Consider the following 22,111-nt stretch of genomic DNA (forward strand, 5'->3'; position numbering starts at 1 on the left):
AGCTCCCCAAAAATATATATCAATGATTCCAGCAAGGAAGAAATAATGAATCAGATGGATGAATGTATCTTCGAAAAAGTTAAAGGCCCAGCATGGGATGCAATACGTCCAATGATGCTTGAAATGTGCAATGGTCTGCTTAGTGTATCACCAGATTCGTATGCAAAGTTGACGACGATTTATGCAAAATTCACTTTAGATTCGAGTCCGTCAAGCCCTGTCTATGCAGTGATGTGGCTCAAGTCATCAAAGCAAATTACAGTTGGCTTTGCTCTTCCTCCCGACATTGTAAATCGATCGCTAAAGGATGCACCGAAAGGAATGACTTATCGTGGACTTACTCGATATCTTTCACTAGGAATCGATGACAAGATCCCTGTCAACTTTGTTGAATGGGCAAGAGATGCATTCAGCAATGTAAAGGGCGGCGTTAATGAATGAACAACTCAGAGATGACATCCCTTTTCCTCTCGCATTACGTGGTATGATTGAGGAAATGGCCGTCAAGGAACTTCTTGGTCCCGTTGGTGGCGAAGAAGAGGAGGTCGATGAACGTATTCGTGATCGTTACCTTGTCGGGATTCTGGCAACACAGCAGCTTGATGATCAGCAAGCTGCGGCAGTAACTGAAGCTCCTGATGCAGACGAAGAAGATGATATTCTAGAAGGTGACTTCCCTCCCGGTGACGAGCTTGGCATTGAAGGAGTTGGTCGTGGAAACCAAAGTGGCGACGACGGCCCCACTGAACTATCTGCACCACAAGCAAAAGCGATTTTTCCATCTTCCATGGGAATGTCATTTTGCGTGGATCTCGATGCTACAAAATTACATGTAAAACCGAAATGGGGGTTTTATGATCGAATTCCCAGCGAGTTCCTAGAAACCAAAGCAGGGCGGCCAAAGAAAGTATGGAAACGGGTTCCATGTGGCGGCGAACCCCATACAATCAAATTGGAAGCGGGTGCGTTTGGTCCCATCATGGCTGATGCAACTTTCCCCAACGCTCAAATCAAAGGGCTTGTTCGAAAACGTGACAATCATTGGAGCGTGACCGTCTTTTTGGTGAATGGCGGTATCGATCCTCCACCAAAAACGCCCAATCGTGATTCACTGTGGATGTTTCAATGCGAAATGGAGGTCGAGGCTCCCGATGGCGCTTCCATTTTCCAAAAGCGAATGAACCGCATTGAATTACCCGGGACGGATGAATCATTCAAACGTGAAAATGAAATGTTGGCGATGTTGTATCGTCGCCATGTTGAATTTGCCGTTGGGCATGGTGTAGCGGTTCATGCTGATGTTGATCCAGCCGATGTGAATCGTGCTACAAAAATTGTAACGAAGGTTGTCCCAAGCTACGAAGTTCCAAAGACAACACCACCAACAGTTGAGGATACTGATCAGAACCCTGCGTTTGCCAAGTTGGCTGGTCTTGTGCTCGACATGAAGGTGTTGACTGAGGCCAAACAGAACCAGTATCGCTCGATGCTTGAGCCGTTGGTCGTTGCCTACGAAGACTGGATCAAGTTAGAGAAAGCCAAGATCAGCGATCCCAATGAGGACTTGGAGCACTTTCAGGACGCTGCAAAACGCACCATTGCTGGTTGTGAGCGAACACTTGAACGAATCAAGGAAGGAATTGAACTGCTTGAGAACGACAAGCAGGTTGCTGAATCTTTCCAGTTCATGAACCACTCCATGTGGCTTCAGCGAACAAGATCATTATTTTCTGAAGGTGTTCGACGTGGAAAAGACATCGACTATAACGACGTTGACATCGCTATAAACAGATCATGGTATCCATTTCAATTGGCGTTCATTCTGCTGAACCTGCCCGGTGTTGCCAAACTCGATCATCAAGACCGCAGTGAAACAGAAGACGCCATGGCTGACTTGCTGTGGTTCCCAACTGGTGGTGGTAAGACCGAAGCCTATCTTGGCTTGACAGCGTTTACATTAGCCATCCGTCGTCTTCAAGGGGTAGTTGGAGGTCGCTCTGGTGAAAACGGCATTGCCGTATTGATGCGGTACACACTTCGTTTGTTGACCCTCCAGCAATTCCAACGTGCCACCGCTCTTATTTGTGCTTGTGAGTTGATCAGGCGTGAACACGAAGCTGCTGGTGATACGAGATGGGGGAAAACGCCATTCAGGATTGGTCTGTGGGTTGGTGCTGCTTCAACACCAAACCGAACAGCACATGCCGAAGAAGCCCTTAAACTTTCTGGTGGAGCAGGCAATCACAAAAGACAGGGAGCCATTGGCGGCAGTGGGAGTCCACACCAACTAACGAACTGTCCTTGGTGCGGATCAAGAATTGATTTTTCCACTCGCTTTTACCAAATCGAGACACAACAAAAAGGTCGTGGAAGAACCTTCGTATATTGTGGTGACAAGACAGGGTTATGCGTTTTTAGTCGAAAACAATCAGCGAAGTTCGACGATGAGGGGATTCCGATTCTTGTTGTCGATGAAGAAATTTATCGCAACCTGCCGTCGCTCCTGATTGCCACCGTGGACAAGTTTGCCCAGATGCCATGGAAGGGCGAAACCCAAATGTTGTTTGGTCAAGTTGATGGCATCTGTGAGCGCCACGGATATCGAAGTCCCGAGGTTGATGACGCAACACGTCACCCTAAAACCAAAGATGGAAAGTTTGGACCTGCCAAAACAATTCCAGCAAATCCACTTCGTCCACCAGACTTGATCATTCAGGACGAGTTGCACTTGATAAGTGGTCCCTTAGGAACACTAGTTGGTCTTTATGAAACTGCCATCGACAAACTTTGCACATGGCAAGTTGATGGCAAAACAGTGAGGCCAAAGTTAATCGCTTCAACGGCGACGATTCGCCAAGCAAAGGAACAAGTTCACGCTTTGTTTATGCGTGATACGAATGTCTTCCCACCAAACGGATTGGATGTCAAAGATAACTTTTTCTCGTTGCAGCGACCTTCGACAGAAAAAACACCGGGGCGAAAATACATCGGCATTTGTGCTCCCGGTCGGCGTCTTAAGCTGGCACTCATTCGTGCTTACGTCGCATTCCTTTCGAGCGGCCAAGTTCTCTACGAGAATTATGGTGAGGCTGCTGATCCATGGATGACGCTGGTTGGTTATTTCAACAGTCTTCGTGAACTTGGTGGTATGCGTCGTCTTACTGACGACGATGTTCGAACCCGTCTTGGTAAGATGGAAGACCGTGGATTAGCAAAGAGGATCATTTACTCTCCAGATTCCGTCAAGGAACTAACATCACGATTAGGATCATCAGCGATCCCGGAAACACTGGATCGTCTGGAAAACATTTTTGATCCGGTTGAGGAACAAAAGCGGAAGGCTGCTGGCAAGTCAGGCAAGGGATTCAAGGATCTCAAGCCTCGTCCACTGGATGTTCTTCTTGCCACCAACATGATCTCAGTGGGTGTTGACGTTCCTCGCTTGGGTTTGATGGTTTGCAGTAGTCAACCAAAAACGACTTCTGAATATATTCAGGCAACGAGCCGTATTGGTCGTCGTCATCCCGGATTGGTTGTAACTGTTTACAACTGGGCACGTCCTCGTGATCTTAGCCATTACGAGACCTTCGAGCATTACCACGGGACTTTTTACCAACACGTTGAGGCTCTCTCAGTGACACCTTTTTCAGAGGGCTCAACCTATCGTGGTTTGGCTGCGCTGTTGACATCATTGCTTCGTCTTCAAGCGTTTGAATTCAACAAGAACGAAACAGCGATGAGGATGGGTACTGAGTTTGACAGTCCACTTGTTCAAGATGCCGTCAACTGGATCGTTGAGAGGGCACGTGTCGTTGCAGATGACGAAACCGCTGATCGTGTCAAAGCAGATTTGGAAGAGAAAGTGAAGTTTTGGAAGAACCGGGCACAGCTTCTCACTGGTGGTAGTCGTCTTGGCTACCAGTCCAAGAAAGACAGCGAGACGATTGGATTGTTGCAGAAGCCGGGAATCGAATCATGGGACGAATTCACATGCTTAAATTCATTACGGGATGTCGAACCGACATCTTATCTAATCTTGGACGACCACAATCTTGATGAACAAGCTGAGTTCGCCGAGCAAGAAGACAGAGAAGGAGGTGGCGAGTGAGCACTCAACGAGAACGCCCACGAGTCGGTGAACTACGTCCAAGCCAAATTTTAACAACTTTTGGTATCGGTTCGATTGTCGATCTTCCTCACCTTTCAGTGATGGTGATGGGGCTCGAGGACTGGCCTTCCACCGATTATCGGGAGATCAATGAAGAAAGATTGTTGGCATCAGTTAGAAATGCCCTTGGTAAGCAAGTGACTACACTGCGATCTCCTCCAGTCATTCCAGAAACGGATCGGTCCAATCCATTTGAAGAACAATCATATGTTGGTGTACCAGTGGCACCATTTCCACGCTGGATGGTGTGTCCACGCTGCCGGCGATTGGCCCCCTTAGCCAGTAACCAGTTCGTTTTGAAAACCGACCCCTACCGTCCAGATCGGGTGAGATACGTTCATGAAAATTGCCGAGTGCCCGGAAAGTTGCCCACAGCAATTCCCGCTCGCTTCATAGTCGCCTGTAAAAACGGTCATCTCGACGACTTCCCATGGGTCGAGTTTGTTCACAGTGGCCCAACAAAATGTCATTACAAGTTACAACTACTTGAAATGGGTGTATCTGGTGAAGCCGCCGACGTATATGTGAGATGTGAAACATGTGACACATCTCGCCCAATGTCAGATGCTTTTCGTAATCAAGATAGTGATCTTCCATTTTGTCGAGGTCGTCGCCCACATCTTCGTGACTTTGACGAAAACGGTTGCTTAGGTGAGCATAATCAACCAATCCAAGTTCGAGCAATGCTTCAGGGGGCTTCAAATTCATGGTTCCCATTGATGCTGTCGGCACTATCAGTGCCACAAAGCTCCGACTTGCTAAAACAATTGGTGACTGATTTTTGGAGCGACCTCTATGACATTGAAAGTGAAGGCGAGATAGCAAAACTTCGGCGAAGGAACTTACTTCGTGAGTTTTCTGATTACTCTGAGGTCGAATTGTGGGCTGCTATCGAGGATAAGAAGAACGAAGGCGAAGAGCCAGAAGAAGAGGAGCATATTGATCTCAAGGCACCAGAATGGCATGTTTTTATTGATCCCCAAAATGCTCAACGAACAAAAGATTTCAGGCTGAAAGAAGTTGAGCCCCCAAAGCGATATAGCAAATACTTTGACAAAATCGTACTCGCTGAGAGATTACGAGAAGTTCGAGCATTGATTGGCTTCACAAGGATTGAATCACCGGGGGATTACGAGAACCCAGCCGAGTTTCCAGAAGACCAGCGTATGGAGATCTCACGAGCAAATCCAAAGTGGGTTCCAGCCAATGAGATTCGTGGAGAGGGAATATTCTTTCAATTCAATGAAGATGCAATTAACGATTGGTTAGTAAGCGTACCAGAATTAGATCGAGAGTTCTTTGAGGCCCACAAGAATTGGCGTAATGCTCGTGGGCTACCAAATCCTGAAGAATTTTATCCCGGCGTCCGATATGTCCTGATTCATTCTTTTGCTCACGCCCTAATTCGTCAGCTTTCACTTGAGTGTGGGTATACAGCGGCATCTTTACGGGAGCGTATTTATTCTCGCAATCCTATTGGTAATACTTCAGCGATGGCTGGAGTGTTAATCTACACCGCTGCTCCAGATAGTGAAGGGACATTGGGCGGGTTAGTTTCTCTCGGAAAGCCGGAGGTTCTTGAGCGTCACATAAACCAAGCGTTGGATTCGATGCGGCTTTGTTCTAGCGATCCACTTTGTTCTGAACACCACGCAGGCAAAGAAGGAACCAGCCTACATGGTGCTTCATGTCATGCTTGTCTCTTTGCTCCAGAAACTTCATGTGAACGGGGAAACAAATACTTGGACCGCAGTGTGTTAATCCCGACAGTAGATCAATCTCTCTACTCGTTTTTCGATCCACCAGATTCAGATGATACGAATCCGGGAGAAGAGGACAATGACAGTGAGGATATTTCGCAAAACGCAAATGAAGGTATCGATTTGTATGACTTGATTACCACTGACGTTAGCGAAGCCATGGCCAAGATAAAGTTGCCCACGAACATACAAAAAGCACTGAAACTCGAGTCGCCAATCGTTGTTTTTCGGTTTCTTGGTGACGGTGACGCCATGCCTAAGAAAAATACTATCGTTATCGTGAAGCATGACGGTCTCGAATCCGGCGCTGAAAAAGTCAAGCTGGCTTGTGGAAAGATCCTTTGGTCCAAGCAGAAAACCGTCGATAGCGGCGAGTCCACAGTCCTGATTTCGATCAAGGGCAAAGAGACAGTAAAATTAAAACTATCGGCAGATGAATGGGAATCATTCAAGCCGTTAGCAGTCATCAACGAATGAGACAGCAATGGCCAGATTGATTCCTAAAATTGCACCGCAAGATATTTCAAACATAGGTGAACGTGATGTGGCAATGGCGCTCGTGGACCAACTCCCCGATGATGTCATCATTTACCACAGCTACCCATGGCTAAAATCAGATCGCAATGACTTCACGAAGAAGGTAACACTCAGGGAAGGAGAGGCAGATTTTGTCATCGTGCATCCCAAGGCCGGAATTTTGATTCTCGAAGTCAAAGGCGGCGAGATTCACTATGACCATGAAAATCGTGGCTGGTATCGTCAAGAAGCTTCCCGACGAGTTCAAATTAAAGATCCCTTCGAACAGGCACGGGGTAGTACCCATATCCTCGAGCAAGGAATTCGCAAGGAATCGTTTCCGAATGAAAAGACGATTCCGTGCCCCTATGGTTACGCTGTGATCTTCCCTCATTGTGAGTTCAGCGGCCCGGCACCTCCCGGTGCTGACACCAGCATGATCTTCTCAGGTCCAGATCTTGAGTTCTTGGGGCAAAGGATTACGAAGCTTTTGGGATTGTGGAAGCGTGGGACAAATTCAGTAAATCTCACCAAGCATCAGATGACTGGCATCCAATTGGCTTTGTCTCCAGCGTTCCAACTTCTTCCAGTGTTATTTCGACAGGTCAAGGAGCAGGAAGATCGACTTCTTCGTCTCACTGATGATCAGGTTCGATTATTACAATTTCTTGGTGCTCACAAAAGAGCAGCAATTAAGGGGGTGGCTGGCTCTGGGAAAACTATTTTAGCAATCGCCCAAGCACAAAGGTTTGCTCGTGAGGGGTTAAAGACACTTTTTGTATGTTACAACAAATCTCTTGCGGAATGGCTTGAAGCCAGCTTGCCTGATGAGCTTCGTAATCTGATTCAGATAGATACGTTTCACGGTTTGTGTGCCGAGTGGTGCCGAAAGGCAAGAATTCCCTTTGCTCCTAAATGGAATGACGGCGGTAATTTTTGGCGAACGACCGCACCCGACTTGCTTTTGAACGCTTTGGAAATTGTTCCTGATAAATTTGATGCTGTAGTTGTTGATGAAGGTCAGGACTTCGAAGCTGATTGGTGGATCGCATTGGAGATGCTAAATAGCGGCGGTGAAGAAGGTCCGTTTTATATTTTCTTTGACCCAGCCCAAAACTTATTTGTTGGCCAAACGCTTTCGATTCCTGATGTCGGTGCCCCGTTCGACTTACCAACCAACTGCCGGAACACCAAACAAATTGCACTGACTTGCGGAAAAATCCGGAATGTAGAAATTCCTGTCAGGCCAGACGCACCAGATGGTGTTGTGACTGAGGTAGCAGTAATTCCACAGCCTGATGCTCGTGCCCAAAAAATCCGTCAGATTGTTGAAGCATGGATAGGCAAGGGGAAGTTGAAGGCATCTCAGATTGCTGTGTTATCACCATTTGACAAAAATAAATCTTGTCTAGCCGATGATACAAAGATTGGAAAAATCCCGCTTTGCATTAACCCTAATGAATGGCGTGCTGAAAAGGGGGTGTTGTTTGCAACCATCCGAAGTTTCAAAGGACTTGAGGCTGACGCCATCATCGTGACTGATGTACCGAATCCAGAGACTACAAAATATTTTTCGGTGTCGGATTTTTACGTTGGTTGCTCCAGAGCAAAGCATTTGCTTGTAGTGCTGACCACTGAAAAGGGAATTATAACATGAGAAAGACTTTGTAATGGACGTTGACTTAGCAGGCTGATATCAATTTGAGGAGTTTTTATGAGGTGTAAGATTCATAGAGGATGTCACGAGATTGACGTCAACTGCGTCGAAATTGAATCGCAGTGGAAGCGAATAGCCCTCGATGCAGTTACCAAACGAGTCTGGCTCTTCATAGTCAGTGTCAGCGATCTTCCAACCATTCCCGGCGAATTATTCGCCATATTTCAAACCAGCTTCTACTCATACCCACGAGACGCAGTATTCAAAGTGCTGGGGGGGGGGGAGTGAAATGGAGGTAGCCGATGCTTAAATTTAATCCATTCCAGCCGGGGCAGATCGTCAGCCCATCAATGTTCGCAGGCCGCCTTGAGGAGCTTCTTGCGCTTGAAAAGGCGCTCTTCCAAACCAAGAACGGAAACCCATCTCATTTCCTGATTCATGGTGAACGAGGCATCGGGAAGTCGTCCCTGCTACTGTATCTCGACTATCTCGCAAGAGGTGCTTTTGAATCGTTAAACAAAGAGACATATAGCTTCGTCACCGCAACCATAGAACTTGAGATCGGTAACACTTACGAAGACATCGTTAGGAAAACAGGCGCTGAACTTTCTCGTTCACTCAAACGCCACGAAACGTTCAAGACGTTGCTTAAGAAAGGCTGGGATTTCCTCACTCGATGGGAAGTATTCGGTGTCAAGTATGACAGGTCGGATGACTTGACACGCTCGCAACTCTTCGAGGAACTTTGCGACTCTGTTTTGGAGACATCAAATCGTCTGAAGGATCAATGTGATGGTGTCCTGCTGCTGATTGATGAATGTGACAAACCATCCGCCGATGCCCATTTAGGTGAGTTCGCCAAGATATTCACTGAGCGACTGTCTCGCCTCGGAGCAACGAATGTCATTTTGGGACTCTCTGGCATATCCAATGTGCTGGATAAAATGCGAAAGAGTCATGAATCCTCGTTACGGGTATTTCAGCAATTCGAGCTTGAGCCTCTGCCGATTGAGGAAGCCAGAACGATTCTTGAAAATGGTATCAGGGAGGCAAACAGTCGAAACAAAGATTCAATCGAGATTGATGATGACGTAGTAGATTGGATTGCTGGGCGTGGATCACAAGGATACCCGCATTTCATCCAAGAATACGCATACGCAGCATTTGACGCTGATACGGACAACCACATTACTATCGGCGATCTAAACGAAGGGGTCTATCGAGAAAATGGAGCGTTGGCTCAGCTTGGTAAGAAATATTTCGAGAACATGTACCTCGACCAAATCGGTTCTGACGACTATCGGAAGGTACTTCAGGTCATGTCCGAATACATGGATAACTTCGTAACAAAAGCAACCCTGCGAGAAGAAACGGGACTTAAGAATTACACGCTATCGAATGCGATCTCAGCACTCACAAAGCGGAACATCGTGGTCGCAAAGAAAGGCCAAAAAGGAGAATATCGCCTTCCATCGAAATCATTTGCTATTTGGATCAAGACATACGCATCTAAAGGTGAATAGCCGTGGTGATTTCTGTTGCTTTTACAGACAATATGAAATCAGGAAGCGGGATGTTCTCAAGCCCGGTGAATCGAGGAAGAGTGGAAAAGCTTGTCATGACGAAAAGGATAAGATGATGTGACAGACAGGCTCGGGTCTCGGGATTCAGCGTCGTTGCATCATCGAGTGAAAGTGGAGGCGCAGCAAGCAATGATTGAATGGTGCAAGAACGTTTGGCGAATCGCATGGCAAAGAGGACTTATCGTCCTTGTTTGCTTTTCCTTGATTTTGTCTCGCTTGATATGGCCCGATTTGTCAATCGATTGGATTACGATCACGCTTGTCGCAATAGCAACAGTTGCGATCTTGCTGCCGAGTTATAACACGCTCTGGCCGCAAGTGTCCCAAGTACTTCCGTATGTGAAGAAATTCAAGGTGGCAGGCGTAGAGGTTGAGCTTTCCGAGGAAATCAAGAAGCTTTCGAAGGAAGTTGAAAACGCTAAGGAGTCACTAACCGAGAAGCAGAGGATGTTCTCAACTTCGGATGTCTATGAGCAATCGCAGTCCGAGGTCTTGGAGGTGTTAAAGACTGATCCCCGAGCAGCATTGATGGTATTGTCGGCGAGAATTGAACAGATGGTAATGATCCGACTAGCACAGAATGGTCTCCGAGCCAAAGGGCACGAAATCCCCATGTCCCGTGCAATGGCACTGGGTGTAGAAAAAGGCGTATTCCCGAAAGAGGTCATGGAGCCATTCCGTGAATTTTGGGAACTGCGAAATCGTATCGCTCATGGAAAGGCATTTGAAGTTGAGTCAAACGTCGTGCAATCACTTGTATCTATCGGGCTCGAAGTTTTAAAGCTTGTTTCTCTGGAGGAAGAAAATGGAACAGGCAACTAGAAACTACCCAACTATCGAAATCACCCTGAGCGAAGGGCAAGACAAAGGTAAACGGTTCTTGGAAATCTATATGCTTGGAGAGAAAACACCAAAGTTGTGCTTTGCTCCCACCGGGAAAGCTCATGTTTCACTTCGACGCTCATCCTAATTCAATGAAGGAGTCACAGAATGAAAACGGACCCAATATCGAAAACCAAGGATGATTACGCCGACATCATCAATCATATCAGTCTCCCTGAATCGCCAGTAGGAATCGACGCACAATTTACACACGCAATCATCATTGCGTACCTCCAGCAGATTTCAGGGCGGCTTGCCGACATCGAAACTCAGTTAAAAGAGATACAATCGTCAGACGGAGGCGCATGACGGAAAACGTCTATTCTGGTCATATTCGAGAGAGAAAAGACCAAGCAGGAAGCCACACACACATTAGCGAATTACCAACGGTTATACCGAGTTCCTCGATTCGAGTATGTTCCTGACGAGGAGGACAGTGAAACATGACATCTGAAAAACAGAAGATGCTGGCGGGAGAACTCTACGATGCCCTCGATCCCGAACTTGTACAAGCCAGAGAACGAGCAAGAGACCTCTGTCAAGACCTGAATGCCAACCAAACTCGTTTATCTCTTTGGAGCGATGGCAATGGGTGACGGTACTTGTTTGTAGTGTCCGGCTCCAGCAAGCCCATCAGGTTGCTCTTGCGAGGGAGCCTCGAACAACACTTCCAATCCCGATTTTGCCAAGATCAAGACGATCTGAATCCCAACATATTTGGATCGTCACGTTGAGATGCGTCCTCTCATGGGCACAGAATGGGCATGTCTCTTACATTTTCTTTCGTTCCTACTTCAGCGAATCTGCCAACTTCGTCGGCAACTCTTTAAGTGTCTCGCAGAACAATATCCTCACTTCGGTTTCTGCCTCAATCTTCTCATCGGCTTCTTTGATCGCTGGAAAGTCCCTGAACAGATCGAGGGCCTCGACATCCTTCCGTTTGATCGGGTGGCAAATCCACGAGCGGCCTTTATCGTCCTCCATGGCGAATGAATCGTCTTCGGTCAAGCCGAGATGAGAGTTGGCCCCGAAGAAACACTTGTAATAAACGCCGAGTGAACCGGCATCGTCCGCTGGCATGTCGTCACCTCACTTCTCCCAGCCACCTTTTCAATGAAATTTATCTTACAGGTTTATCGTTGAAACAGAGGCACACACTTTTCGTTAAACTCTTCGCCAGTAAATGGTGTCTTGTATAATTCGTTGACTTGCCACAATCCGCTTTCACGGATCTTCTGCTTTGGCGAATGTGATCCAAGCCAGTCACTCGATGTAGGGCACACTTCACAACGTGAGACAGTTGAAATGATCCTTGCTTCCAGCCACAGCCTTTGCTCTTTTGTAGGGACTTCAAAGACGACGAATCGAAAGTTCGACTGCATGTAGTCAGTCACAAGTTCTTCGACTTTTTTCTGCTTGTCAAAGTCGATTTGGTCTACGTGAGCGTCTTTGGCAGCACGAGTCGTTAGATCCAGTTCCCACTGTTCGAGGAATGGGTCATTATCTCGATTCAAAAGGCAACGGCCAATGTTTTTTCGGAAAATACTACGATCCTTGTTTGAATTCAGAAAATGTTGAGTCAGCCTAGATCGCAATTGATTGTCACCAGTATGAGTTCCGATACGAACAATTCGATTTGTTCCATGAGCCTGTTCACCATTCTCAAACAGGAGATAGATTCCGTTCTTGGGAATTTCATCCATTGAGAAATCGAAATCAAACACCGGTAAATCATTGAGTAGCTGGTGCAATTTATGGCAAATCCCCGAACCACTGTCATTATTGACTTCCGATAAAGATTTCGGTGCCGGTGATGGAGACGTTTTCTTTGGCTTGTCGCTCATTTCAGAATCCATTTTTCTAACCTCGAATCCAAGTTGTTCCAACCAGAATTGGACTGTAGATGCACCTCCCGAAAAGTCACTTGATTTCAGTGGCCCTTGACCGGGATTCTCGTATCCGAAGGCCACTCCCACAATGGCTTTTGAATCGTAAGGTTTACCTTTGTGGATGAGCATGTAACTCTTGGCTTTCCTAAATCCGTAATGCTCAAGAAAGTGATCCCGCCCTAATCGTTCATATTCTTCGATTGCTCGAATGACGGATTTTCGTGTCTGGATCATTGAAGATGTCTTTCCAGTCCTAAATGGAATGTCTTCGGTGATTGCTTTCTTAATCGCCTGCATCGCCTTGCCAATTGGAAGGCCAGCAAATGGAAAGTGAAGTCGTGCCGACGTAGAATGAAACGCATCCTTGATTGCGGACCGATACTCCTTGCCACCAAGCCCTACTACATCAGAGAACTGGTCAAGCTGAAGACTCCGAACCTGCTCTGACAATGTAGCGTTGGTCACAGGATTGCTGGACCTCCGCTTGAAGGTCACGTTGTATGGTCCGGGAATCTCGAAATCAGGATCAATGAACCCGTGCTTAGCACTCAAGATTACCCACGATTCGCTAAAATGTTCAGCGAACAGCTTATTGACGACAAATGGTGGACCAGTATAAGCATCTTTGGCGACAATGGAACCTGCATTCGGATCTTTGTCCCAGACTTTTTTCTGTCCGCAAGGAACGATGACCAGCAATTTTTCAATCATGGCGTTTAATGTCAACTTCAATTGCCCTTTACTACAACATCACCGCAGTAGTTCTTCAGTCTCGTGAATGATGATTCCATTATTGCTTTCATTAGATTCTACTAAATCGAATGAGGTGCTGGTAGAATGATGCTTTCAGATGATTGCAGGAATGGCAAATCAAACCGGGAGATACCGAACCCTTCGAGAACGATCTGGGGTGAGCACAGCAGCAACATGATAACTTTCACCGAGGTCCAACCAACTCTGGAGAACTATTGGCGATCAATCATCCTGTTTGGTCGTAACGTAAAGACAGCAGCGAAAATGAACCTCGGCTACGAATAGCGTGTCTTAGGGAGAATGGAATCGAGACGGAAGGAGCGTTAATGTATTTTCGTGATTTAGTTGAATCAGAAGAAGAGTGGCAGAAATACGAGAAACTTCTCTCGGACCTTGCTGGCTTTGTTCGTGACTGCGTGCAGTTTCTCATCGACGCATCCGCTGTTGCTCAAATCGCATCCGCTCAGGATCGTTGCTATTCCCATGCCACGGTGTTAATGCTCACCCGACATGTCATTGAGTCGGTAGATGGAGTGTCAGTTTTGGTTGAACGTGGTTGTGCCGAGAACTGCGGCCCTCTGCTCCGAAGTGCATTCGAGGCACAACTCGGCTTGCTTTACATCCTAGATACCGACAGCAAACGCCGGGCGCTTTCCTATCAAGTGGCCCATGCTCATCGAAAGATCAAGGCATATCGAAAGTGCGATCCAGATGATCTCTTGGGAAAGCAGCTTCGTGCGGAACTCAAAGACGATCCAATGACTAAAGTATTCAACCAAGTTCCGGGTGACTTGCAGGCGATGATCGCCAACTTGGAAAGCATGTTTAAGAAGCCTGAGTACGCCCCTATAGAAGCGGAATGGCAGGCATCACGCAAGAACAAAGACCCGGAGTGGTTTGCTCTCTTCGGCGGTCCTCGTGATGTCCGATCACTGGCAATCCAACTAAAGCTCGGAGCCGTTTATGAAGGACTCTATCGAAGTTGGTCGGACGTAATTCATGCGGGAAGCGGATTCAACCATGTTGGACCATCTGACCAACCCGGGACAATCATGATTCGGCCCATTCGACATCCAGACGGCCTTGAGTTAGCTTGCACTTTCGCTGCTGAGTTCTGCCTCGATACCGCATGTGCATTGGTCCAAAAGTACGACTCGTCGCAATGGGAGCGATTCCGAGAGATCTACTCGGAAAATATCGGCCCCCACTATGTGGAAATCAGCAAAGGAACGCTTATTGAAGCACCGTGGCGTTAATAAACCAGATAATAACTACAATCAAGTTGAGGCAATGATCGCTGATCCGAGAACTAAGAGAACACATTCAAAGATGTTCTACAAAAAACGGGGAAAATAATATAATTGACAGGTTTTGGGAGCCTGATATGGTTTTCGGCATTAAAGCAGAATCCTTCTGCTACTTTCAATGTTCTTTGTTTAAATGGAATTAAGATTATGAACCATCCTCTCCCTGAACAATCAGATATATCTGAGATTAAGTCGCTCTTGAAAGAGAATTGGGAACAAAATAATCAGATTCTACAGCAGCAAGATTTGATTATCACAACTATCAAAAACCAAACTGGATATCAGGTTGAAAGATCTGATATCAGCTTCTACCAGCAAGTTGGCAACAAAATCAAATTCGCTTGTCATGTAGCCTGTAAATACATAACAGTTCACACTGTTATCGGATTTATTTATATTGGAATTTCAGGTGATGATTCATTTCCTGATCCTAATGAATTGGCTATAAAAGTAAGAACTGTAGTATTTGATAATTTAGATGTATTAAATTTCAATACTCGCTTGAATCTACCTGCTGATCAGGACTCAGATCAGGAAAATCATTATTTTCATTTGAAATATGGAGTACCTACAACTACAGCACCCCCAGAACCTTCTCCAAGTATGGTATGAAGTTTGGTCAATATTATAAGCGAAACAGGGACATTTAAGAATGTCCCTGTTTTTTTGATTGGGGGATAAACGAAGCACCTGCTTCCCCCTTTAGTTTCGCAAGTTGTGTTTCACAGAATTCAGCGATCTTTGAGTCAGTATGGCTGATTTTACTAACACATTTAAGAAAATTCCATGAAGAAGTTACAGAATGAAGACGGACCCAATATCGAAAACCAAGGATGATTACACCGACATCATCAATCATAACAGTGTCCCTGAATTCCCAGTGGGAGTTGAATGAAAAAAATCGTTAAGGACTGGAAAGACAGTACAGATAACTGAAAGTGAATGTCATGCCTCAAAATGCACAAGAAGTATCGGTGGCCGAACTTGGAAAGCTAAGCTTTCTAAAAAGTGTACCTCAAGATGGCCGAATAATCGCTGCAACAAGCTTCTATGAGAACAACACGCCGTACTGCGGGATACCAAATCCACAGACGGGCGAGATTATTGTGATGCCGAATACGATTGCTTGTTGGGGAGCCTACTGGAGTACGAGTCAGATAGATTCTGACCAAGATACCTTGCTTCCGCTGCTCGACACACTAGCTCAGCACTTCACATTTGGAAAGGTCGTCCATCCAATGCGGGGTATCGAATTTGACATCGGCAACCTCACCGCAGTTATCGAGAAGTTTCTTGCGGTACATGACTACCATGTTGCTAGACCAAAGGCGGACACCGCTGTGAGGTTAATGTATCTAACAGAATTAGAGTACTTCTTTGGAATCTGTCGCTCTCTGATCGATCTCTTGCATGACTGCTATCGGTATGTTCATATGCAGTTTGGCGGAAGCCCCCTTCCCCAGACGTTTGGAAAATTCGTAGATCGAGAGGTTTCAGAGTTGGTACAAAAATACTCACTTCCCCCTGACACGGAAACTTATCTGACACAGGTGAAACCTCTATTTGCTCACATCAGGAATGTTCGGGATTCGATTTATCACCATGGAAAAAGTCTGGAATTGATTTACTTGACGGAAGAAGGCCCCGGAGTATGCCTCGACCATCCCCCTTTCGATGTGTTCAAACCTCATTTTGATGAAGATTCGCATTTCTTAACCATGATGACTCCGAACAACATTGGCTCGATATTCTACATTGTGGTTTCGTTGGTGGATCAAATGGTCGATGCCACGACAAAGCTTGCCGAAACTATGAAAAAGGTATTTTCTCCAATCCCACCCCGCTATACGAAGGATGGGTATAACTACTTTTTACGAGGACCAAGTTTTGTGTTGATAAATAATCGACACGAATTGTTAGAAAAGTGCTGGTTATCCCCTGCTCGTCAGCATATCGCCCCCCATTTAGATAGTCGTCGCCCATTTCTAGGACCAAAATCATCTGTTTCAACGGACGCTGGCATGTCCAAGTCGAGTCCAGTAATCGCAAAGAACAGTGATGATTCTGAGGAGGACACTCCCGATTAAACCATAGTATAATCAATGCGTCTCACCCAAGAATTAGGCTGTTCCAAATATTTTGAGGTTGTTTTTAACCGACTCATGTTTGAACCTGCATGAACGCCTCAACGAACATCTCTGAATCCTGTGCCCCAGCCAATGTCAATTTCTGGTTGATGATAAAGAAAGGAACTCCATCAACCCCAAACTGCTGAGACATTTCTCTGGATTTTGCGATGAGATCCAGTCCTTCATTACAGTCCAACATGGATTCCACAGCCTGTCGATCTAGACCTGCTTCGACCCCCACGTTAACCAGCGTCTCACGAGCACCTATATCCTGCCCCTCTGTAAAATAAGCTCGAAACAGTGCCTCTACAACAGCATCCTGACAGCCATACTGATCAGCAAACCATATGAGCCGATGGGCATCAACAGTATTTGGAGTCCGAGAAATCTTGTCGAATGCAAAATGAATTCCCTCAGATTCACCAACAGCGACCATTTTGGCATCCAGCTCCAGTGATCGCTCCCAGCTTCCAAACTTTCTGGTGCGATATTCTTTTCGGCTGATCCCTTCTTTCGGCATTTGGGGGTTGAGCTGGAACGGATGCCATCGCACACTGACTTGTGTATCGGTTGCAGCAATCGCTTTTTCAAGTCGCCGTTTGCCTATGTAACACCACGGACAGATCACATCTGAAATCACATCTACTGACACTTCCATTTTATCTCACTTTAATTATGCTCAAATCTACTTGGATTATCATCACCAGCTCAGATCGTCTTTGAAAAATGTTTCCGCAACTTCGCCAATGCTTCTTCTGGCATCCCCTTCCCCAAATACATCCAACCATGAAATGTCGGTAGATCGACTTCGGCAATCTGCATCAATTCTCCATTTGTAAGCGGTCCTAATTCATCCCGATCAACACCGATCTCTTGCAAGAGTAACCTGAATGGATTTGTTCGCTCCTGTTCTGGTTCGGAGTTGGTCCTTTTGGAACCACTCATCTTTTTTGGCTCTTTCTTCTGTTTAGATACTTTCGCTGGTATTTTGGGTTTTGTAGCCGTCTGTTTTTTCACCTTCTTTTGTTGTGACTTTTGGGTGATCTTTGGTCGCTTGGATTTTATGTTATTCTTTTTTACGGATACCTGCTGTTTTGATCCCTCAGTTGATTCGGCTTCTAGCAACCACTCCTTAACAGCCTCGACTCTGAAGCGGACTGACTGACCGATCCGAATACAGGGGAGTCCCCTTTCCACCGTCATTCTGTGAAGATGCCTCTCAGAGATTGATAGACGTTTTGCCATTTCACTTGAACGCAACAATAGGCGGTCGTCTGTTTCCAAGACTTGGTCTGTATTTTTATGATCTGTTGGGCATTCTATATTTTGCAATTCGCTGACAACTTCATTTACAACAAATTTTAATAAGCAACGGAAAGCACTTTCGAGTTCATTGGGCATGACAGTCTCCTTGTTAAATGGAATAGTTCGTATCTATCCATTTAAGCAAGGCGAGTGCGTCTGGGGAAAATGCGATAGCAGTTTTTACGAGACTTTTTCAATCCAGCTCCAGAGAGATCTGACCCCTCAACCACATCACTACCACACTACTGCACCAAATCTGCCAAATCCCCTACCCATAAAGCACATCCTCCAAGAACAGCTTCCCACAATTAATAACAGCCATTCAACGTTATTAATTCCATTCAGGACAATCCATCAGCCAGTTCTCAGGTTAATAACCATCATGCCCACTCAAGGGCACAATTATTAACCGCTGACGTGGGGTTATTAATGAGACTGAAGGGCGTTCTGGGGGGAATGTTCAAAACCCAATCTTCTTCCAATCAACTTTCAGGTCATCTTGTACGGACAATATTTCTTCTGAGCCGAGACGATCCAAAAAACCGTTCTCTGTGGCTGTCATGAATTCATCAGCGGTCAGATAATAGATGGAATTGGTGGTCGTGACGGTGACTGTCGGGTTTGGTTCGGACATTCTTTCTTACTTAATCTTTTCAAAGTCAATTTGAAATCGAGTCTCGTTTATCTTCCCTTTGTAGAGTTGAACTTTTTCATTGTAAGACCGAACAATATTTCTAATTGTTTCTATGTGTTCAGAGTCTATTTTTGTGCCAAAATAGACTGCTTTTAGTGCCTTCGATGAATATTTAAGTCTACTGCCTGCGGATGGTCCGATAATTCTCCACTCACGTTCATATGACCAGTCAATAAACTTTGTTTTCAATAACTCAACATAGATGTCGATGTCATTTTCTTCATGAATAAAGAGCGGGTTAACTTGTGGAAACTCAGTCACATAGTCCACTTTAGTCACTTTTGAAAAAGGAGTTTCCTTTGTATCGAATTCTAAACAAATCCCTTTATGGTAGTCAGCGTAGTGAGACCACATCAGAATATTGTCATTAGACTCTGAGAAACATGAAACGCCTGCTTTTTCAGAAGATCTCTTGATACTCTTTTTAAGGTGCCATTTCATATCCATTACAATCTGGTCACATAACATTTCATATCCTTCATGGCCATGATACTTAGAATCAAGAGTCAATGTATCATTGGGATTTTGTTGTTGAAGTATTTCATTACACTTGAATAGCTCTTCTTTGCTGGGCCTGCTTAGTCTGAAATTTGGAGCAAAATCATATGGATCATTGAATTTGCAAGGGGCGTTTAAATAAATCAGCTGATCTATCAGACTCATGATGCTGTATTTGGTAACAGAAGTATATTTAAAAACTGATTCAGGTTGATTAACCATTTATCACCTCTTTGCAAGAGCATACAGATTCCATCGTGGCTGCGTGCCTTCCCTATTTCATTGTCCCAAAATGGCTAATTCAGGGGAATGTTTTTTGTTGTCTTCGGTGTTTTTTGTCATACCGTTTTCAGTGGCTATGAGGTATTCATCTGCGGTCAGATAATAGACGGAGCTGGTTGTGGTGACGGTGACTGTCGGGTTCTTCATTTGGCTTTGGGACGCTGCTAGGTCTCTTCTTTTGATTGGGATTTGGTCAAGTGGCGGATGGACTGTTTTAGCAGCTCTCGGATCGCATCATCTTTCAGCAGCTTCTTTATGTCTTTGCGATCAATTGATGCAGGTGCGTCATCCACGAGTAAGCGTTGAGCCAAATCATTTAAATCAGTCGCAATTATTTCAGGAACATCTCCATCTGGATCTAGATAGTCCCTCAGACGCCCCAGAACTATATCGGAGTGGATCTGGTGGAAAATCTGCTGGTACTCTTGTGGGAGTTTGTCTGTCATGATTGTTCCAATTTAAAAAAGAAGGCATCCGTGCCAAAATGTTCTTTTAGCTAATCTACTATCAATTGCGATTGATTGGCAATTAAAAGCCGTCTGCCGTAGATTGCATACAGTTGCCTTTCCCGATTTGACCCAGATCGAGCTTGCGAGATGGAATAGAGTCCCTCCAGTTGTCAATTTACTCGGTCGCCAAAGGATTGCATGGGCACAGCTACATACCGCCAAATCTGAAGATCGCCATCAAATGCTTCTTCTTGAGCGGTGTTGATGATCTCAGCGTTTAAATTCGCTGCTCTTTGACGAGCTTCGTCCTCAGAATAGATGTAGGGACCTTCTGGTTTTCCCAGATAATGAAGGGGAGGCTTCGATTCATCGTAATAGTATGCGACTAACCAATTTTCGTCAGAAGAGTCGTCGAATTGTGTTTCAGTTTCGTTGTTCATTTTAATTTATCTTTCTGTGAAGTGTCTGGATCTGATTCTGAAATCAAATACCAGCGTTTTTTCTGATCTCTAATAATAGAGTGTTGCAATTTCAGTTTTTGAAATATTATTTCTAAGTATTTCAGCGGGTAGCTTTCTGCTGTGTCTATAACTGAGTTAGAAAATGGCATCCGTGCCGAATGTGCCTATCTAAGCCATCAATTCTTTAATCAGTTCAACAATCAAATGTTGTGGTGGTAGTGGCAAATCAGATCTTTTAAATGGACGACCATAATTTCTGAGATCTGCACCTTTTCCATCGCTCAATATTTCAGGTTTGACGTAGGAATGAAAGCAAATGTCTTGACCAGCAATATTGAAATTGTGCTCGTATAAAGTTCGGTCTGAATAAATGCCTGTTCCACCGCATGACCAACAATCATCATAGCCACCATCACAAGACCAACATACTTTAGTTTCACGTCTGACAAATTTGCCTTCGGTCAGATTGTGTTGATTTGCTTCAATCCATTGATCTTTAAGGCTGTAAACTTCATCGATACGGTTTACTTTTTGTAAACGATTAACAAGCTTCAATGCATTGGCTAAAAGCAATTCTTCTGTTTTGTATTTTTTCAACCATGCCTTGTTCAATTGCTTGACGGTCAATTTTGTTTTTTTTGCTCTCAAAGATCGACAATTATAAATTGAATAAATTCGCTTGCCATTGATGTGACAACCCCAAGGATTGCCAGCAGTTCTAAATCCTAAGTTGCTCCAGTAATTTTTGGTTCCATTGCCAAACTGATAGCCAAGTTCATCAGAAGCAATAATATTTGTACCATCAATCACAAATTGAAGAATTATTTGCCGATCCAATTTAGGATACTGACTTGCTAGTTCAGCAACTCTTGCTGCTCTAAATTGTTCTATCCTTATTTGTTCCTGTCTCTTTTCTTTAATTCTGGCTGCTTCTTTTTGCCGTTGCCTTTCTTGAATGGCTGCGAATAATTTAGGCTTTGCTCCTGTTGCGATGACTACACCATCAAATTCAGGCTTGCAGCCAAACCTTGAATTACAGAAGCCTGTCATTGCTTTAGCGTAGTCAATATTCAGTTTAGTAAGCCAATGATGCAGGCTAATTCCATCGATCCTGCGAACATGGCAATAGCCTCTAGGGATTCCATTTCTTACGTCTATATTTCCATACAGATTGATAAATCTGCTGATACCTTTTTTTTCTGTTGTTGAAACCATCTCTCTATCTCTCATTTAGTGTTTAAAAAATGGCGTACGTGCTGTTTTGGTTCCTGCTTTCATTGTTGAACGAGCGTTCCTATGAATAGCAGCAGACGGCTATCTGTCTTGTCTGCACCTGTGTAAATAAATGGCATCCGTGCCGAATAATTCCTGTTACTTCTCTGACCACAAAGTAGTGTGCGAACAAGGTTCTGGCTTTTTTGGTTGTATTACATGCTGAACTTCATTCGATTTGAGTTTTTGAGGTATAGTCTGAATATATTTATTTACGTTTCGAATTTTAGCTGTCAGTAAAAAGTGCTGGATCTTTTTTGCTTCTGAAAAGTCTTCAAATCCAATAAGCAATTCAGGTGTCGGTGAAACACTTACCTTTGTTGATAATGGAATTGAGCTAATCGCAACAGAGGGGCCATTAATTGCCAGCCAAAAATAGCGTGCTGTTTTTGTTTTAGTCATTGTTTTTTCGCTTTCAAAAAAATTAAATAATCATCAATCCACAAAAAAAACCTGCCCCCCAATTAGGAGCAGGTTAAAAATAAATATATAAGAAGTGGCAGAGA

At 44.9% G+C, this 22,111-nt stretch carries 19 protein-coding genes and 1 pseudogene; 11 read left to right on the top strand and 9 right to left on the bottom strand.

The window, feature by feature from the left end:
- Nucleotides 1-45 precede the first annotated feature (45 nt).
- The 8 genes and pseudogenes from RID21_RS13425 to RID21_RS13460 form a co-directional block, all read left to right on the top strand.
- Nucleotides 46-441, top strand: coding sequence for a hypothetical protein (locus RID21_RS13425; protein WP_350189610.1), 396 nt, complete (start codon nucleotides 46-48; stop codon nucleotides 439-441).
- Nucleotides 434-4,108, top strand: a complete 3,675-nt coding sequence (gene drmA, locus RID21_RS13430; RefSeq protein ID WP_350189612.1) for a DISARM system helicase DrmA — start codon at nucleotides 434-436, stop codon at nucleotides 4,106-4,108. The genes RID21_RS13425 and drmA overlap by 8 nt, the downstream gene beginning before the upstream one ends.
- The gene (gene drmB / locus RID21_RS13435; protein ID WP_350189614.1) at nucleotides 4,105-6,405 is read left to right on the top strand and encodes a DrmB family protein; all 2,301 of its coding nucleotides are present in this window, start codon (nucleotides 4,105-4,107) and stop codon (nucleotides 6,403-6,405) included. Before drmA ends, drmB begins: the two co-directional genes overlap by 4 nt.
- Nucleotides 6,406-6,412: 7 nt before the next feature.
- Nucleotides 6,413-8,101, top strand: coding sequence for a nuclease-related domain-containing DEAD/DEAH box helicase (locus RID21_RS13440; RefSeq protein WP_350189616.1), 1,689 nt, complete (start codon nucleotides 6,413-6,415; stop codon nucleotides 8,099-8,101).
- A 302-nt stretch (nucleotides 8,102-8,403) separates the two neighbouring features.
- A complete protein-coding gene (locus tag RID21_RS13445; RefSeq protein ID WP_350189618.1) occupies nucleotides 8,404-9,624 on the top strand; it encodes an AAA family ATPase in 1,221 nt (406 codons plus the stop codon).
- Nucleotides 9,625-9,777: 153 nt separating this feature from the next.
- Nucleotides 9,778-10,506 (top strand): hypothetical protein, encoded by a 729-nt coding sequence (locus tag RID21_RS13450; protein WP_350189620.1) that lies wholly within the window; start codon nucleotides 9,778-9,780, stop codon nucleotides 10,504-10,506.
- Between the two features lie 168 nt (nucleotides 10,507-10,674).
- Nucleotides 10,675-10,875 carry a hypothetical protein gene (locus RID21_RS13455; RefSeq protein WP_350189622.1) on the top strand — a complete coding sequence of 67 codons (201 nt, stop codon included), beginning with the start codon at nucleotides 10,675-10,677 and terminating at the stop codon, nucleotides 10,873-10,875.
- A 134-nt stretch (nucleotides 10,876-11,009) separates the two neighbouring features.
- Nucleotides 11,010-11,126, top strand: a pseudogene (locus tag RID21_RS13460) (maltose acetyltransferase domain-containing protein); the annotation flags it as partial.
- Nucleotides 11,127-11,355: 229 nt separating this feature from the next.
- On the opposite strand, the gene RID21_RS13465 reads toward RID21_RS13460, so the two are convergent.
- Both RID21_RS13465 and RID21_RS13470 read right to left on the bottom strand, forming a co-directional pair.
- Nucleotides 11,356-11,646, bottom strand: coding sequence for a hypothetical protein (locus RID21_RS13465; RefSeq protein WP_350189624.1), 291 nt, complete (start codon nucleotides 11,644-11,646; stop codon nucleotides 11,356-11,358).
- Between the two features lie 53 nt (nucleotides 11,647-11,699).
- Nucleotides 11,700-13,181, bottom strand: a complete 1,482-nt coding sequence (locus RID21_RS13470) for a ScoMcrA-related endonuclease (RefSeq protein ID WP_350189626.1) — start codon at nucleotides 13,179-13,181, stop codon at nucleotides 11,700-11,702.
- Between the two features lie 353 nt (nucleotides 13,182-13,534).
- Between RID21_RS13470 and RID21_RS13475 the strand changes: the two genes are divergently transcribed.
- From RID21_RS13475 to RID21_RS13485, 3 genes are all read left to right on the top strand, one after another.
- Entirely contained in the window at nucleotides 13,535-14,464 is a 930-nt protein-coding gene (locus RID21_RS13475; RefSeq protein WP_350189628.1) for a DUF5677 domain-containing protein, read from the top strand.
- A gap of 198 nt (nucleotides 14,465-14,662) precedes the next feature.
- Nucleotides 14,663-15,127 carry a hypothetical protein gene (locus tag RID21_RS13480; protein WP_350189630.1) on the top strand — a complete coding sequence of 155 codons (465 nt, stop codon included), beginning with the start codon at nucleotides 14,663-14,665 and terminating at the stop codon, nucleotides 15,125-15,127.
- A gap of 335 nt (nucleotides 15,128-15,462) precedes the next feature.
- Nucleotides 15,463-16,602 carry a hypothetical protein gene (locus RID21_RS13485; RefSeq protein ID WP_350189632.1) on the top strand — a complete coding sequence of 380 codons (1,140 nt, stop codon included), beginning with the start codon at nucleotides 15,463-15,465 and terminating at the stop codon, nucleotides 16,600-16,602.
- Nucleotides 16,603-16,675: 73 nt separating this feature from the next.
- Here the strand turns inward: RID21_RS13485 and RID21_RS13490 are convergent, their stop codons facing one another.
- The 7 genes from RID21_RS13490 to RID21_RS13520 all read right to left on the bottom strand — a co-directional run bounded on the left by RID21_RS13490 (nucleotide 16,676) and on the right by RID21_RS13520 (nucleotide 22,007).
- On the bottom strand, nucleotides 16,676-17,302 hold the full coding sequence (locus RID21_RS13490; protein WP_350189634.1) for a DsbA family oxidoreductase: 627 nt from the start codon (nucleotides 17,300-17,302) through the stop codon (nucleotides 16,676-16,678).
- A 50-nt stretch (nucleotides 17,303-17,352) separates the two neighbouring features.
- Nucleotides 17,353-18,045: a helix-turn-helix domain-containing protein gene (locus RID21_RS13495; RefSeq protein WP_350189636.1), complete on the bottom strand. Its 693-nt coding sequence runs from the start codon at nucleotides 18,043-18,045 to the stop codon at nucleotides 17,353-17,355.
- 544 nt (nucleotides 18,046-18,589) lie between these two features.
- Nucleotides 18,590-19,363 (bottom strand): DUF2971 domain-containing protein, encoded by a 774-nt coding sequence (locus tag RID21_RS13500; RefSeq protein WP_350189638.1) that lies wholly within the window; start codon nucleotides 19,361-19,363, stop codon nucleotides 18,590-18,592.
- Between the two features lie 224 nt (nucleotides 19,364-19,587).
- Entirely contained in the window at nucleotides 19,588-19,869 is a 282-nt protein-coding gene (locus RID21_RS13505) for a hypothetical protein (protein ID WP_350189640.1), read from the bottom strand.
- A gap of 173 nt (nucleotides 19,870-20,042) precedes the next feature.
- On the bottom strand, nucleotides 20,043-20,312 hold the full coding sequence (locus RID21_RS13510; RefSeq protein ID WP_350189642.1) for a hypothetical protein: 270 nt from the start codon (nucleotides 20,310-20,312) through the stop codon (nucleotides 20,043-20,045).
- Nucleotides 20,313-20,501: 189 nt separating this feature from the next.
- Nucleotides 20,502-21,548 carry a hypothetical protein gene (locus RID21_RS13515; RefSeq protein WP_350189644.1) on the bottom strand — a complete coding sequence of 349 codons (1,047 nt, stop codon included), beginning with the start codon at nucleotides 21,546-21,548 and terminating at the stop codon, nucleotides 20,502-20,504.
- 156 nt (nucleotides 21,549-21,704) lie between these two features.
- Complete coding sequence (locus RID21_RS13520; RefSeq protein WP_350189646.1) at nucleotides 21,705-22,007, bottom strand: hypothetical protein; 303 nt, start codon at nucleotides 22,005-22,007, stop codon at nucleotides 21,705-21,707.
- Nucleotides 22,008-22,111: the final 104 nt, after the last annotated feature.

Source organism: Gimesia sp., from assembly GCF_040219335.1.
In the GTDB taxonomy this organism is placed as follows: domain Bacteria; phylum Planctomycetota; class Planctomycetia; order Planctomycetales; family Planctomycetaceae; genus Gimesia.